The following is a 15890-nucleotide window of genomic DNA, read 5'->3' as shown; positions in this document are numbered from 1 at the left end:
AACTAATTTCTTAGCAACTAATTTTTCAGCAACTAATTTTTCAGCAACAGGTAGTAGAGCCGGCCGCGCGACCCGGTGACCCCGGCTCGATTCCCGGCGATCGGGCCCGTGCCCATGAAGTAGTCGGCTCGGCCGGGGCCAATCATGGCGCTGCCGGTGTCTTGATCCAACACAAACCGGCTGACGTTGCGATTCACCACGCGCCCGTCCGCGCTGGCATAGGGCAGCATTGTGTTGACCAAAGCCAAGGCTCCGGGGGGCATCAGGGAGCGATCGGTGGCGATCGAGCGATCGGGCGTAACGGGAACACCCAAGGTTCCTGTGGCCGGTGCGCCAAAGGTTTCCCGGAAGAAGATAAACCGCGTATTGCGGGGCAAGTAGTTATCCAATTCCTGGGGATTTTGGCGGAAATAGCGAATCATCACCGGCAGGGTCAACCCTTCAAAGGGCAGCTTGCCATCTTTGGCCAGCTCGCGGCCCACGCTGGTGTAGCCATAGCCGTTGTGGTTGGCATAGCCGACGGTGATCACGTTGCCATCGGGCAATTGCAGCCGGGCCGAGCCTTGGATATGCACCAAAAAGGCTTCTAGGCGATCGCTTAACCAAGCAATTTCCTGACCGCGCAGGGGGCTGTTGGTGCCTTGGCCATCTTTGCCTTCCAGGACTTCGCGGGTGGGCATGGGGGTGCGCCAACTGGCCAAGTCGGCCGGTTCCCGATAAATCGGATAGCGATAGGTGGCGGAGGGGGTGCGGCTGGCACGATAAATCGGTTCGTAATAGCCCGTGAAGAAAACATCACCGTTGCCATCCCGCCCGATCGATTGGTAGAGCATGAATTCCCGATCGACCAAGGTGGCCAACTCGCGGGCCGATCGCGCCTGGGTCACCAGTTGCCGAAACCGCCGCACACTCCGCAACACCCGATCGCGCGTAATGTCGGCAACGGGATAGTTTTGGTAAGCCGTGGCGGCCGCTGGCGATTGCAAATAGCGCAAGCTGTGGTCGATCGATTGCAACAGGTTACGGCGATCGCCCGATCGGCCGAACAGTTGCTCATCTAAGCCCAACAGACCCGCAATCGATCGCGCCTGTACCGGCCGCAGGGGAATCCGCTGTTCCGCTGGTGAGAGAGGGGTTTCTCCCTGGTGCAGAGGGGGCGGAGTGGGTCGAGTGGTGGCCTGAGCCAGGGCCGTGGAACCGCTGAAGGTGGAACCGCTCAAGGCCAGGGAACCCAGAAGAGAACTCAGACTAAAAACCGCCCCCCAGTAACCAAACTTGGGAGCGGCATGATTGCCAGAACGGCGATTGGTGGCCAGGTGATCGAACTTAGCCCTTAGCTCAGATTGATCAGATTGATCGGAGCGATGGCGGAAGCGATGGCACAAGGCATCTTTCAGGGAATCTTTCAGACTCATGGGGGTGGTTGGGGTGAAGCGGTGAGGAGCAATCGCGATCCCCGATCGGCATGGGGCGACAGCGATCGGCTCAGGGGCGATCGGATTGGGGATCGACGGACTATTGCTATCAGACTGGCGGGTGATCGCGCAAGCCCCGATCGGGGAATTGCTTCCTCGATCGTTCCATTGCATTGCCACACCAGTTTTGAGACCAATGGCCAACCGCCGTTCAACCGCGATCGCCCCTGAAGCGACTGCTCAAGAACTCCTAGTCGATCGAGGAGACCCACAAAGGAGCAGCTTTGGCTTCCCAGGCATCCTTAAAACGATCGATCAATGCTGGAGTTAAACACCGGTTCCACCCGGATACCTAACACCTGCGATGGTCGCACCACCATATATTCACCCTGGAGATTTTGGATGGGCACGCTAATGAAGGCCGAAGAGTCCTGCTTCGGAACCAAGTCCGTGCTGTACCACTTTTGGAAGTCTTGAATCGTGCGGAAGCGAACTTCCTCGCGGTGACCGCCCGCCAACAGGATATGCACCGCAAACTCATCAGGTGTTCTCGGCATCGGCCCGGGATCCTTATAACAACAACAACTGCTGCCGCAGCAAACTACCCATCAACATACTCATCAACATTCATTCCGAGGCAGCTTGGTTGCCAGCGGCGATCGCCCCAAACAACCAGTGACCCGCAATTGGCCACCGTAATCATGGAGCTTGCCCAGACTTTACCAAAAAAAAGGGTTTAAAGCCCTGCCCTTGTGGAGCGGCTGATCGATCGGGGCAGCCAAGGCATCAGCCGGGGTATCCATAACGCAGCTTGACTCGATCGATTAGCTAAATTGTGAAATTCGTGAAATCTTCGATTGTGAGAATTAATTAAGATAATCAAAACTTGTTTTCAACAAAAAGATTATAAAGATAAGCTTATGAAAATAATTTAGTTTTTATTATTCCCGAGCCGGTCAAGTATCTAGACTTTTTATGAAAGAACCTTTAGCATGTCTGAAGTTGCTAAAGCGGGAAGGCGCTTGACAAGCGGGATTCAGAACCCATCATCAAGCTCCGATTTAAATTTCCTTGGCTCTTAGCGATCGGCTTTTTCACAACTCATGACAAATTTGGCGACCCCTTGATCGCCCGATTTGTTGTGCTCAACTTTCACTTAAGGTTGCTAGCGCCATGTCTGATGAGTTCGGATTTTCGCGTCGTCGCTTTCTATTGACCGCTGGAGCCTCCGCCGCAGGCTCCATTCTTTTAAAAGGATGCTTGGGGAATCCCCCAGAACCCGGTGGCACTGCCGCGAGTCCGGCCGGAGGATCGCCCACCAGTGCCGCCAGTCCCGCAGCCCTGACCCCGGAAACCACCCCGGAAGTCACCAAAGCCAAGCTGAGTTACATCCCGATCGCCGAATCTGCACCACTGATCATTGCCAAGGAAAAAGGCTTTTTTGCCAAGTACGGCATGACCGAAGTGGAGGTGTCCAAGCAAGCCAACTGGGCCGCCGCTCGCGACAACGTGGTGATCGGTTCCCAAGCGGGTGGGGTTGATGGGGGTCAGTGGCAAATGCCCATGCCTCACTTAATCACCGATGGTATCATCACCAACGGCAAAAAAGTGCCCATGTATGTGTTGGCCCAACTGGTGACCAACGCCAACGGTATCGCTGTTTCTGGCAAAAATGCCGGTAAAGGATTGGGCTTAGATCTCAAAAACGCTCAAGCCTATATCAAGGACTATGCCAAGGCTAATGGTCGCAAATTCAAAGCAGCTCACACCTTTCCCAACGTAAACCAAGATTTCTGGATTCGCTATTGGTTTGCAGCCGGTGGGATTGACCCCAATCAGGACATTGATTTGCTGGCTGTTCCCCCGCCAGAAACCGTGCAAGGGATGCGGATCGGGACGATGGATGCCTTCAGTACCGGTGACCCCTGGCCCTATCGAATTGTGAACGACAAGATTGGGTTTATGTCTTGTTTGGTCACCGAAATGTGGCCCTACCATCCTGAAGAATATTTTGCGATGCGGGCCGATTGGGTAGATGCCAACCCCAAGGCCACCAAGGCATTGCTGAAGGGGATCATGGAAGCCCAGCAATGGTGCGACAAGCCCGAAAATCGCGCAGAATTGGTGAAAATTGTTTCCGGTCGGAACTATTTCAACATTCCTGCCAACATTCTGGAGCCGCCTTTCTCAGGCAAATATGCCATGGGAGATGGCAAGCCTGAGATCAACGATTTCAACAAGGGCCCGCTCTATTGGAAAGACCCGATCGGGAGCGTTTCCTATCCCTACAAGAGCCATGATCTTTGGTTCCTCACGGAAACTATTCGTTGGGGCTTTCACAAGGATTATGGCTTCACGATCGCTAAGGCGAAGGATTTAGTTGAACGGGTCAATCGCGACAGTATTTGGCTAGAAGCTGCCAAGGAAGCTGGGATCACCGATGTACCCAACAGTCCTTCTCGTGGGGTAGAAACCTTCTTTGACGGCATCAAATTCGATCCTGAAAAGCCCGAAGATTACCTCAAGAGCTTGGCCATTAAGGCTTAGGAATTCGCTCCCAAGGAACCAACTCCTTCAGGACGACTCACACACCCAATTGGTTGAATTCTGCTTCATTCAACTTCTTTCTTCGACCTTCGAGAGAACATCACCATGGCACCTTCTGTATCTCGATCGAATGGCATTTCCAAGCCCTCCGCCTTTGACCTATGGCTGAAGAAAAATGGCAGCACGATCCTATTACCCGCGATCGGGATTTTAGGATTCCTGACCATCTGGCAACTGATTGCTTGGTCGGGTGTGACCCGGTTGCCCGGCCCCCTGAGCGTGTTTACCGACGAGCGCACCCGCACCCTGCTGCTCTATCCCTTCTACGATCGCGGCGGGTTGGATAAGGGTCTGTTTTGGCAAACGATGGCGAGTCTGGTGCGCGTGGCCCAGGGCTATGCGATCGCCTCGGTCGTGGGCATTTCATTGGGGATCTTAGTGGGGCTTTCACCCGCTATTGACAAGGCCTTGGATCCAGTTTTTCAGTTCTTGCGGATGATTGCACCGCTGGCGTGGGTACCGATCGCCCTGGTGACGTTCCAACAACCGGAAATCTCTGCAATCTTCGTGATTTTTGTGACCGCTGTTTGGCCGATTTTGATTAACACCACGGTGGGTGTGAAGCAAATTCCCCAGGACTACATCAACGTCAAACAGGTGTTGCAACTCAAGCAAAAAACCTTCTTCTTCAAGATTCTGTTCCCCTCGGCCCTGCCTTACATCTTCACGGGTTTGCGGATTGCGATCGGTCTGTCTTGGTTGGCAATTATCGCGGCTGAAATCGTGATTGGCGGCACGTTGGGCATCGGCTTCTTCATCTGGGATGCCTATCAGCAAAACTACGTCAGCGAAATCATTTTGGGCGTGGTTTACATCGGAGCTGTGGGCTTGATTCTCGATCGCGCTGTTGCCTACATCCAAACCCTGATCCTGCCGGAATAAATCGGTAAATCGCCAGTTTCTAAGGGCGCAAGCGTTGCGCCCCTACCTATTCCCTCCGCTGGTTTTTAGAGGATTGCCCCATGAGTGCATTCGTTGCGATCGAGAATCTCGAAAAAGTCTTTCCCCTCAACCAAGGTGAATATCTCGCCCTCAAGGGCATTGACCTGACGATCAAAAAGGGTGAATTCGTTTCCCTGATTGGTCACTCCGGTTGCGGCAAATCCACCCTGCTGAACATGATTTCCGGGTTGGATTTTCCCACCGATGGCCTCGTCACCCTGGAAGGACAACGAATTAAAAAACCTGGGCCCGATCGAATGGTGGTGTTCCAAAACTATTCGCTGCTGCCCTGGTTGACTGCCCGCGAAAACATCGCCCTGGCTGTCGATGAAGTGATGGGGGATTTGCCCAAGGCCGAGCGCGATGCGATGGTGCAAACCCACATTGATATGGTGGGTTTGAAACAAGCCGCCGAAAAGCGCCCCGGTCAACTGTCCGGCGGGATGAAACAACGGGTGGCGATCGCCCGAGCGCTGGCCCTCAAGCCCAAGCTGTTGCTGTTGGATGAACCCTTCGGCGCGCTTGATGCCTTGACTCGCGGCAATTTGCAAGAAAAGCTGATGCAAATTTGCGAGGAAAACCAAGTCACCGCCGTGATGGTGACCCACGATGTGGATGAGGCAGTGTTGTTGAGCGATCGAATCGTGATGCTCACCAACGGCCCCGGCTCCAAGATTGGGCAAATTTTGGAAGTGGATATTCCCCGCCCCCGCAAGCGGATGGAAGTGGTGGAACATCCCAGCTACTACAAGCTGCGATCGGAAATGATCTACTTCCTAAACCAACAGAAACGGGTGAAGAAAATTCGCGCCCGCAAGGTGGAAGTGGTCGCCAAACATGGCTTGGAAAAAGTCAATTTGGAAATCGGCTTTGTGCCCCTCACCGCCTGCGCGCCCCTGGCTGTGGCCAAAGAAAAGGGCTTCTTTGAAAAATATGGTCTCGATGAAGTCAACCTGGTGCGGGAAACCAGTTGGCGCGGCATTGTAGACGGGATCGCTGGTGGCTACATCGACGCGGCCCAAATGCCCTCGGGAATGCCAATTTGGTTAACCGTTGGCGGCCATGAAGATCGCCCGTTGCCAACGGTCACGTCCCTGACCATGAGCCGCAACGGGAACGCCGTCACCCTTTCCAAAAAGCTGTTTGATGCAGGTGTCCAAACCGCCGCCGACTTCAAAAAGCTGCTGCGGGAAACGCCGGGTAAATCCCACATTTTGGGGATGGTTCACCCCTCTTCCATGCACAATTTGCTGCTGCGCTATTGGCTAGCAGCCAACGAAATTGATCCCGATCATGATGTGCATTTGGAAACGATTCCGCCGGCCCAAATGGTGGTGGATTTGAAAGCGGGCAGTATTGACGGCTATTGCGTCGGTTCGCCCTGGAACCTGCGGGCAGCTATGGAAGGCGTGGGCGTGACGATCGCCACCGACCTGGAAATCTGGCAAGGACACCCCGGCAAAGTCCTAGGCGTGCGCGAGGACTGGGCCAACGCCTACCCCAACACCCACGTGGCCCTGGTGAAGGCGCTGCTGGATGCCTGCCGCTACTGCTCCGACCCGGCAAACCACTTGGAAGTCCGCAAAATCCTGAGCGATCGCGCCTATGTGGGCACTCGCGAGGAATACATCCACCTGGGCGATCCGAAGGAGCTGACCTGCGACCTGGGCAACCCGATCGAATATGCCCACCACTGGTTCTATGGCGAAGGGGCCAACCGTCCCAGCCGCACGGAGCACCTGTGGATGATGGCGCAGATGGCGCGTTGGGGCGATGTGCCCTTCCCACGCAACTGGCTGGAAGTGCTGGAGCGGGTGGTGCGCCCAACCACCTACAGCATCGCCGCCCGGGAGTTGGGCTTGCTGGATGAGAAGTTCCGGCGCGGGGCGATCGAACTGTTTGATGGCTCGGCCTTCGACGCGGAAGACCCGATCAGCTACCTGAACAGTCTGGCGATTAAGGCCAACATCTCGATCGCCGAAGTTCACCTCGATCCGCCACGAATCTTGGCTGCCTAAATTCCGAAGAGGGCGCACGGCGGTGCGCCCCGACAGAGAAACATCGCTTCAGTTTGCAATCCGAATTAACCGATTCGTCGGAGGTTTTTAGGATGTCGATCGCCACCAACAGCGCTCAAAAAGTTGCGCCGCTCCAGTCTTCCGGCACGCCCTTTCTAGAGTTCAAAGGGGTTAACAAAACCTACCCCACCGGTAAAGGCCCCTACGTCGTTTTGGATGGGGTGAACCTCACCGTTAATGAGGGCGAATTTATTTGCGTAATCGGTCACTCCGGTTGCGGTAAATCGACCCTCTTGAGCATGGTTTCTGGGTTCGCCCAGCCCACCCACGGCACTGTGCGCCTCAAAGGTCAAGACATCAAAAAGCCCGGGCCCGATCGAATGGTGGTGTTCCAAAACTACGCCCTATTGCCCTGGTTGACGGTGTTTGAAAACGTCTATCTAGCGATCGATGCGGTGTTTCCCGAAAAACCCGAACGGGAAAAGCGTGCTATGGCTCGCGACAACCTGGCCATGGTGGGTCTCAGCGAAGCCATGGAAAAGAAGCCGCCGCAAATTTCCGGGGGTATGAAGCAGCGGGTTTCGATCGCCCGCGCCCTTTCTATTCAACCGGAAGTGTTGATTCTCGATGAACCCTTTGGTGCGTTGGATGCCATCACCAAGGAAGAACTCCAAGAAGAATTGCTGAAAATTTGGAGTGGTCGCCGCTGCACGGTGTTGATGATCACTCACGACATTGATGAGGCGCTCTTCTTGGCCGATAAGTTGGTGATGATGACCAACGGCCCTTCCGCAAAAATTGGGGAAGTGATGGAAATTCCGTTCGATCGCCCACGCGATCGGGATCTGATCATGGAAGATCCGCGCTACTACGATCTGCGGAACTACGCCCTCGATTACCTGTTCAATCGTTACGCCCACGACGACGAATAGGCGCGATCGGTTTTTCTCAGTTTTCTCCTCAGCAACTTTGCTTCTTCCCCGATGGCTCTTCAAGGGCGATCGGGGATTTTCTTGTTAAGCTAAGGCTGATTACTGAGCCATTTCTGAGCTATATCATGCCCACTTTACTGTCCAGAATCACCATCAACCCCAAGCAATGTGGCGGCCGGCCTTGCATTCGTGGTATGCGGATTCGGGTTGCAGATGTGCTTGATTTACTGGCAACGGGATTGAGCAATTCAGAAGTCTTAGAAGAACTTCCCGACTTGGAGCCAGAAGATATTCAAGCAGCTCTAATTTATGCAGCTCGCAAATTAAACCATGTGGTCTTAGTTGGATAACAATGATTCAGTCTTTGTGGCTAGATGCCCATCTTTCTCCAGCCCTAGCACCTTGGATGATTACTACATTCGATATTTCAACCCACGCTTTGCGAGATCTAGGTCTTCGTGATGCAGAGGATCTAGAAATCTTTGAAGCGGCTCGCACCCAGTCAGCAGCGCTCATGACTAAAGATCGCGATTTTGTCGAGCTGGTCGAACGCCTTGGGCCGCCACCACCTATTATTTGGCTAACTTGCGGCAACACATCCAACGCAAAATTGCGAGAGGTTTTATCCACAACCTTACCCACGGCATGGGAATTACTAAAGCAAGGCGAAGCTCTTGTTGAAATTAGCGATCGTGCTTCTTAATCGCTTCTCAGTCCATTACAGAGTTTTCGACTATCCAAAATCCAGCTCCGAAATTGGTAGAACAGCGATCGCACATGCTTCAGACGATTCAAAAGCATTAAAAAACCGCCCGAAGCTTGTTCGAGCGGGGTGTGGTGTGAGGAGTGAACGGAAACATGCGTCTCCGCTATACCTCTATTCTATACGCTGAGTTTGCCTCTCGATAAGGATTGTGGCCGATCGCCCTATAAATTGAGACGAATCGACAACCTCAGCAGGCGATCGACTATTTGCCCATGCCCAACTGTTGGGCCTTCTGGTACACCTTGCCCTCGGTCAACAGCGACGGCGCAACGGCCACCTCCACTTGCTGCATTTCCTTCAGGGTGCTGGCTCCCAACGTCCCCATGCTGGTCTTCAGTGCGCCCAACAGGTTGTGGGTTCCATCGTCCAACTTCGCGGGGCCGATCAGGATTTCTTCCAGGGTTCCCGTCGTGCCCACCTTGATTCGCGTCCCCCGGGGCAACACGGGGCTAGGCGTGGCCATGCCCCAGTGGAAGCCGCGACCCGGCGCACCGGCCGCCCGCGCGAACGGCGAGCCAATCATCACCGCATCGGCTCCGCAGGCGATGCACTTGCAGATATCGCCGCCGGTCACCAAGCCACCGTCAGCGATGATCGGCACGTATTGACCGGTCTTGGCGTAGAATTCGTCGCGAGCGGCCACGCAGTCGGCCACGGCAGTCGCTTGGGGCACGCCAATGCCCAGCACCCCGCGCGAGGTACAGGCCGCGCCGGGGCCAATCCCCACCAACACGGCGGCGGCTCCAGCTTCCAACAGTTGCAGGGTCACTTCGTAGGTGACGCAGTTGCCCAGGGCCACGGGCATCGGCATTTCTTTGCAGAATTTTGCCAAGTCCAGCGGGGTCACGCCTTCGGGGGAGACGTGGTTGGTGGAAACGACGGTGGCTTGGATAAAGAGGATGTCGGCTCCGGCTTCGGCGATCACGCTGCCAAATTTTTGGGCGGCGATCGGGGTAGCGCTGACGGCTGCGATGCCGCCGCCGGCCTTCATTTCCTGAATTCGCTTAGCAATCAAGGCTTCTTTGATTGGTTCGGCGTAGAGTTCTTGCATTAAGGGCACGAATTCGTCTTTGCCGACGGAGGCAATCCGATCGAGGATCGGTTCGGGATCGTCGTAGCGGGTTTGGATCCCTTCCAGGTTCAACACGCCCAATGCCCCCAACTGGGCCAGCTTGATGGCGGTTTGGACATCCACCACGCCGTCCATGGCGCTGGCAATAATCGGGATCGTGCGTTCGATGCCGCCGATCGTCCAGCGGGTATCGGTGACGTTTGGATCAACGGTGCGGCCCCCCGGCACCAGGGCGATTTCATCAATACCGTAGGCCCGGCGAGCGGTTTTGCCTCGTCCCAATTGAATGTCCACTGCGCTTGCTTGCTCCTTGGCTCGAATCGAGGTTTGCGATCGCTCATATAGATAACCCTAGAATTCGTTTTGCAGAGCGAATTCGGGGGGTGATTGAGCGGGTTGGCGAAATGTATTCCAGCTAGGGTATCAAATCTAGCAGACGGCGCGATCGCTTCTAGAATCTTGGGCGATCGATTCGCGATCGCCCCCTTGACTTTCGGAGGACTGGGCCGGGAATGGGCGGGTTGCGCGGCCCCCGCAACGGTACAATTTGGGGCAGCGTTGCGGTCTGGCGCGGTTTTGCTGGCGCACGATCGCTGGTGAAATGAGGGGTTGCCCGCGTGGCTCCCTTGGTGTTGGCCGGCCCCTGGCCGACCCTGTGCTAATCCCAAAAGCCGCAGTGATGTTGTCAATTGCCCCTGTGAATTGCCCTATGGGTGCTGCTGAGTGGCCGGAAGTTTCTGCAACCAACGGAATCGCCACAGGTGCGATCGAACCGGAGCAATTACTCGATTTAGCCCAGCGGGCCGGTGCCGAAGCCGCTGAAGTTTATCAATCCCAGTCCCTATCGCGGCCGGTTTCCTTTGAAGCAAACCGCCTGAAGCAAATTGAAAGCGCCCAGGCCGCGGGCACGGCCCTGCGGCTTTGGAAAAATGGTCGGCCCGGCCTGGCGGTGGCCTATGGGCCCGTGGATGCCCAGGCCTTGGTGGAACGAGCGATCGCTCTCAGTGCGCTGAACGACCCGGAAGACATTGAACTAGCTGACAGCGCCGCCGCCGACCACTACCCAGACTTGGGCCAGGCGATCGCCGTAGAACAGTTAATTGAGTGGGGCAAAAGCGCGATCACCCATATCCGCGATCACCATCCCGATGTGCTCTGTTCTGCGGAGTGGGAAGCGGATGTGGAAACCACCCGATTAGTGAACTCCCGCGGCCTCGACTGTGGCTACAGCGACACCACCTTGGGCTGTTACCTGTCCGCCGAGTGGGTGCGGGGCGATGACTTTTTATATGTGGCCGATGGGCAAACCCAGCGCGATCAACTCGACCCGATCGCGATCGCCCAACAGGTGGTGCAGCGGCTCGATTGGTCTCGGCAAAACGCCGCCACCCTCACCGGCCGGTTACCCGTCCTGTTCACAGCCAAAGCCGCCGACATGCTTTGGGGAACCGTCCAAGCTGCCCTCAATGGCAAGCAAGCCCTCGAAGGAGCCTCGCCTTGGGGTGGGCAAACGGGCAAGTTGGAAGGCAGCCGCCTGGGCGATCGGGTCTTGGATGGGGGAGTAACCCTGTCTCAGCAGCCCGAAGCGGGGCCCTACAGTTGCCCCTTTGATGACGAAGGCACAGCCACCCGGGCCATTGACTTTGTGAAAGACGGAGTGCTGCAAAGTTTCTACGCCGATCGCAAAACCGGCCGCCGCCTGGGCATTGGCACCACCGGCAACGGTTTCCGGCCCGGCTTGGGCAGCTATCCGGCTCCCGGCCTGTTCAACATGGTAATTACCCCCGGCCAAGACAGCTTGGAGCAACTGATTGCCAATTTGCCCTCGGGCCTGATCATTGACCAAATGTTGGGCGGCGGCGCAGGCATTTCCGGAGATTTTTCCGTGAATATTGACCTGGGCTTTTGGGTGGAGCAGGGGCAAATTGTCGGCCGAGTCAAGGACACCATGGTGGCGGGCAATGTTTATGCCGCCTTGAAACAGGTGGTGGCGCTGGGGGGAGATGCGGAATGGAACGGCTCTTGCTACACACCCTCGATCGTGGTGGATGGCCTGTCGATTACGGGGCGATCGGGCGATTAGGCGATCAGCAGCATTCTGGCCAGGCAACGAACAGGAAAGCTAACGGGCCAGCTCCCAGCAATCACCAGCCATGGAGCGATCGCCCCAAAAGCAAGGGCGCACCGAAATGCGCCCCCACTTTCGACTATTCAGTTCATGGCATTGGGCTGATGCCGTTTGGCCATGCAGCCCCAGCGATCGGAACGGTTAGCCCACAGTCCCGGCGGTCGCCAGGGTCGATCGCAGGCTCAAGACCTGTTGCAGACGGCGGCTTTCCAGCTCCAGCACCCGGCGGGACAGCTCGCGATCCTGATCCAGCAGGTCATCAAAGCGATCGACCGGCATGGCCAAAATCCGCGTCGGTTCCGACAGGGCCACCACCGTGCCCGTTTGCTCCGAATGGGCCAGAACTTCCAGCTCATCAAGCACTTGCCCCGGATGGAAGGCGGTCGGCTCCGGTTCGCCCGGTCGGGTGATTTGCGCGTCGCCTTCGATCAACACCAGCAGTTCGCGGCAGGTGTCGCCCGCTTCGACGATTTCCGCGCCGGCCCGGTAGCTGCGGACTTCCGATCGCGCGGCCACCTCCAGCAGCAGTTGCCCGTTCAAATCCGCGAAGAAATCGGTATTGGCCAAGGCCGCCAGTTTTTCCAGGGTCGGACAATCCACCAACAGCAGGGGCCGATCGGGGTCAGCATCCACCACCCGTTGGGCCGTGTCCGCCACGATCGGGTCAGGAGCCGCCAGCCAATCCCGCGCCAAACTTACGGCCCGGGGGCGATCGACCCGCGCCAAGCCAAACAGGGCCACCGCTTGGGCTGTGGGCGGCATTTCCACCTCACCCAGCAAATGGGCCAGGTCGTCGGCAATGTCCGAAGCGGGCAGGTCGATCGCACAAGCGCCGCCCCCCGGTGCATTGAGCTGCTGCCAAATCTCGGGAGTCAGGCGATCGCTCCAGCGATCGTCCGGATCGGCCAGCACATCCGGCAGGGTCACAGCCGCCAAGGTACTGAGGGTTTGGGCAAACCGCTCGGCCACCGGGTCGTTGCCCAACCGCTCCAGAATTTCCAACAGCCCGCGAATCACCAACTCCTGCTGGTGGCGCACGGTCGATCGCAACACCGTCAGCAACGACGACAGGGCCGGCTGGGCCAGCAGTTGCGGTTGGTGCAAGCGGCGGAACCGATCGACCTCCACGGTCAGCCGCGCGATCAGTCGATCGCCCCGCTGTTCCGCCGCCTGGACGCGATCGAGCTGGGCGATCGCCCGTTCTTCGTCACTGTCGCTAATCCCATATTCCAAGCGCAGGGCCGCCAACTCCTCGGGGTTGACCGCCAAGGATTCCAGGGCACTTTGGCGCGGGCCGCCCCGATTTTCTTGCAGGGCGATCGTCCGCTCCAGAGCACGCCGATAGCCCGTCAAGCGCACCAGATTTTCCAAGCTGCGTTGGCGGTTCGGATCGAGCAGGGCCGGATCTTCCACGCCCAACTGGGCCAGGATTTCCCGGTGATCATCATCGGAAATATCCAACTCTTGACGCAGTTGCCGCAACACTTCCAAGCTGCTGGCGGTGTCCGTGAAACCTTCTTCCAGGGATTCGCGCAGCACGCCTTTGTAGGCTTCCCGCCGTTGATTTTGGGTGAAGCCGGGCAGCACCTTGGCGAGTACGTACAGCTCGTGGGGGTTCAGATCGTCGATCGACCGGCCCTCAAAGTACTGCGCCACATCCAACCGCATTTTCACCAACTGCTTGCGGAAGCGGTTGGCCAAGTTCTCCAAGGAATAGAGCCGGGGGCTGCGGGCCCAGGCCCGTTGCAACCAAAAGGCACTGAGCAGCACAAGGGACACATCCCACAACCACTGCACCTTATAGGGCAGTTGGGTGATGATCGACCGGCCGCCAAAGATAAAGAAGAAGTTGAACACCGCAAAGGTGCAAATCGTGAAAATTCGGTGTTGCAGCACTTCGCGGGGGAGCTTGGCGCTACCGGCCCACAGTTGCCGAATCGCCCGTTCCGCCGCCAGCCCGATCGCCACGCCCAGCACCGTGAATAGCCCCAAGGTCAGGGGCACAGCCAGCAGTTTGGGAATCGCGATCGCCTGGCCCGCCAGATAAAACCCAGGTTTCAGCCATTGGCCGATCGCATCGGTTTGCCGGGCCCAATAGCCGGACATGTAGTAATTCCAGTTACCGGCGTAGAGGTAGTAGTAGCCGAAGTAGCCGACCACCAAACCCACATAGCCGTAGTAGAGCCAGCGGGTGGTGCGATCAGTGATGTCATCCCAATACGATCGCTCGGAGTCAATATCAATGCAGGGATTTTGGCAGGCCACACAGGCGCTGCGTTCCTTGCCTTCCGGGTCGATCGTCCGGCACATGGACTGGGTGATCGGCGTTTCGCTGGTGTGGGCCTTGCTGGCAAACAGGCCGCCCGGCTCCCCATAGATCCGCTGCACCGGAGCCATCGGGCAGAAGTATTGACACCAGGACTTGCCGCCGTAGAGATAGCCCACGGTAATGGCGATCGCGATCGTGCCCAACAGCCACAGGCCCAGGGCCAGGCGATCGGAATTGATCACCAAAATCCGCAAGCACAGGCCCACAAACAGCCAGCCAAATTGCAAATAGGGATAGTTGCGCCCCAGCCAGGAATTGGGTTTCACCTTGGCCAGTTCCGATTTCACCTTGCCGGTTTTCGGGTCGGTTTTGGTGCGTTGTCGCTGCCAACCCAGGGCCCGGGGAATTTGCGACAAAAACGACAGGGGGCAAATCCGCCGCCACAGTTCATGGCCAAACACCAGCAAAATCAAAATCCCCGCCGGAACCACAATCCCCCAAAACAGGGAAGTCCCGATCGGGTAGGGCTGCTCCGGCAAGCAGTTGCCTTGGACGGTGATGCATCGGGTGGGGTCAACCCGAAACGGACTCCAGGTTTGTTCCCAGCGGGTCAAGGCAGCGGAAAAGGGGTCGTAAAACAGGGAGGCGATCGCGAGGAGCCACCCGATCGTCAGCACCCAGCGCACCCAGTGAAAGGTGCGTTCAGAGAAGCGAGCGAACATGAGTTTTTTGAGCGAAATAGGGGAGCAACGAAAACAAAATCAGGCCAATGAATCCTGCTATCAACGCACAGAATGAGGTGCAGGGCCAGCCCCGCACCTCAATCTTAAAAAATCGCCATTACAAGTTGGGAAGCGACGATTCCTCTGCCGGTCTCCTAACGATTGAGCCGATCGAGGGCGAGATTCAGCTTCAGCACATTCACCCCCGGCTCACCGAACAGATTCAGGAAGGGACGATCGGTAGCTTGGTCAATCAGGCTCCGCAGTTGGTCGGGGGTCACTTGGCGGGCGCGGGCCACCCGATCGAGCTGGGCGATCGCGCTGGCGGGGCTGATGTGTGGATCGAGACCCGAGCCGGAACTGTAGAGCAAGTCGCCCGTGGGTTCGATGCCGGTCTGTTGGATCCGCTGTTTGTCGGTGGCGATCCGTTCCGCGAGGGCCGGGTTGGTGGGGGCCAGGTTGCTTGCGCCAGAGATGCCGGTTTTGGCCACCTGGGGATCGGTGCTGTAGGCGATCGCGCTGGGGCGGGGCCAAAAGTAGCGATCGCTCGTGAAGGGCTGACCAATCAGGGCTGACCCGATCGCCTGACCTTGATCATTCGTTAGCAAGCTGCCATTGGCCTGGAACGGCAGGGCCGCCCCCGCCAGCAACAAAATCACCGGGTAAATCACCGCCGTCAACAACCACAGGGCCGCCGACAGTCGCAGCGATCGCCCCATTTCGCGTAGGAAGTCCATGATCTAAAACCGCTCCGGTTGAAAAATCGCCACGAACAGATAAATCGACAGGGCAATGGTGGCCAGACCCAACAGGGCGATCGCCCCCAGTTGGCCGCTGTTCAGGGGGGCTGGGCTTGTGGCGGCGGTGGCCGGGGCGATCGCGGCGAGGGCGGCGAGCCAAGCCAGGCCCCAGCGCAGGCTCCAGCGCACCCAAGGCGTGAGGCGGCGATCGGGCGATCGATCCGGTGCTGAATGGTGCAACAGGGTTTTCATGGAAATTAGGCTCCGGTTGGATAAAGA

13 protein-coding genes are annotated in these 15890 nt (G+C 57.2%); 7 read left to right on the top strand and 6 right to left on the bottom strand.

What is annotated here, in order from left to right:
• Positions 1–32: 32 nt before the first annotated feature.
• Together H6G52_RS13865 and H6G52_RS13860 are read right to left on the bottom strand one after the other, a co-directional pair.
• Positions 33–1247 carry a murein transglycosylase A gene (locus H6G52_RS13865; RefSeq protein WP_370567711.1) on the bottom strand — a complete coding sequence of 405 codons (1215 nt, stop codon included), beginning with the start codon at positions 1245–1247 and terminating at the stop codon, positions 33–35.
• Positions 1248–1717: 470 nt separating this feature from the next.
• Positions 1718–1972, bottom strand: a complete 255-nt coding sequence (locus tag H6G52_RS13860) for a hypothetical protein (protein WP_099531721.1) — start codon at positions 1970–1972, stop codon at positions 1718–1720.
• A 616-nt stretch (positions 1973–2588) separates the two neighbouring features.
• Here H6G52_RS13860 and H6G52_RS13855 point away from each other — a divergent pair.
• The 6 genes from H6G52_RS13855 (at position 2589) to H6G52_RS13830 (ending at position 8617) form a co-directional block, all read left to right on the top strand.
• Entirely contained in the window at positions 2589–3962 is a 1374-nt protein-coding gene (locus H6G52_RS13855) for a CmpA/NrtA family ABC transporter substrate-binding protein (protein WP_190529085.1), read from the top strand.
• 105 nt (positions 3963–4067) lie between these two features.
• Positions 4068–4904 (top strand): nitrate ABC transporter permease, encoded by an 837-nt coding sequence (gene ntrB / locus H6G52_RS13850; RefSeq protein WP_190529084.1) that lies wholly within the window; start codon positions 4068–4070, stop codon positions 4902–4904.
• Positions 4905–4984: 80 nt separating this feature from the next.
• Complete coding sequence (locus H6G52_RS13845; protein ID WP_190529083.1) at positions 4985–6982, top strand: nitrate ABC transporter ATP-binding protein; 1998 nt, start codon at positions 4985–4987, stop codon at positions 6980–6982.
• Between the two features lie 92 nt (positions 6983–7074).
• The gene (locus H6G52_RS13840; protein WP_099531717.1) at positions 7075–7914 is read left to right on the top strand and encodes a nitrate ABC transporter ATP-binding protein; all 840 of its coding nucleotides are present in this window, start codon (positions 7075–7077) and stop codon (positions 7912–7914) included.
• Positions 7915–8039: 125 nt separating this feature from the next.
• Positions 8040–8264 carry a DUF433 domain-containing protein gene (locus H6G52_RS13835; protein WP_190529081.1) on the top strand — a complete coding sequence of 75 codons (225 nt, stop codon included), beginning with the start codon at positions 8040–8042 and terminating at the stop codon, positions 8262–8264.
• 2 nt (positions 8265–8266) lie between these two features.
• The gene (locus H6G52_RS13830; RefSeq protein WP_190529080.1) at positions 8267–8617 is read left to right on the top strand and encodes a DUF5615 family PIN-like protein; all 351 of its coding nucleotides are present in this window, start codon (positions 8267–8269) and stop codon (positions 8615–8617) included.
• A 265-nt stretch (positions 8618–8882) separates the two neighbouring features.
• On the opposite strand, the gene H6G52_RS13825 is transcribed toward H6G52_RS13830, so the two are convergent.
• Positions 8883–10046, bottom strand: coding sequence for a GuaB3 family IMP dehydrogenase-related protein (locus H6G52_RS13825; protein ID WP_190529078.1), 1164 nt, complete (start codon positions 10044–10046; stop codon positions 8883–8885).
• 415 nt (positions 10047–10461) lie between these two features.
• Between H6G52_RS13825 and H6G52_RS13820 the strand changes: the two genes are divergently transcribed.
• A complete protein-coding gene (locus H6G52_RS13820) occupies positions 10462–11835 on the top strand; it encodes a TldD/PmbA family protein (protein WP_190529076.1) in 1374 nt (457 codons plus the stop codon).
• A 186-nt stretch (positions 11836–12021) separates the two neighbouring features.
• Here H6G52_RS13820 and H6G52_RS13815 read toward each other — a convergent pair whose 3' ends face one another.
• From H6G52_RS13815 to kdpF, 3 genes are all read right to left on the bottom strand, one after another.
• Positions 12022–14871: a cyclic nucleotide-binding domain-containing protein gene (locus H6G52_RS13815; protein WP_190529074.1), complete on the bottom strand. Its 2850-nt coding sequence runs from the start codon at positions 14869–14871 to the stop codon at positions 12022–12024.
• 155 nt (positions 14872–15026) lie between these two features.
• A complete protein-coding gene (gene kdpC, locus H6G52_RS13810; protein WP_190529072.1) occupies positions 15027–15608 on the bottom strand; it encodes a K(+)-transporting ATPase subunit C in 582 nt (193 codons plus the stop codon).
• 3 nt (positions 15609–15611) lie between these two features.
• Positions 15612–15863, bottom strand: coding sequence for a K(+)-transporting ATPase subunit F (gene kdpF, locus H6G52_RS13805; protein ID WP_099531710.1), 252 nt, complete (start codon positions 15861–15863; stop codon positions 15612–15614).
• Positions 15864–15890: the final 27 nt, after the last annotated feature.

The organism is Limnothrix sp. FACHB-881 (genome assembly GCF_014698135.1).
Lineage (GTDB): Bacteria > Cyanobacteriota > Cyanobacteriia > CACIAM-69d > CACIAM-69d > CACIAM-69d.
Note: the sequence above shows the minus strand (reverse complement) of the source record. Positions and strands in the feature narration are given on the sequence as shown.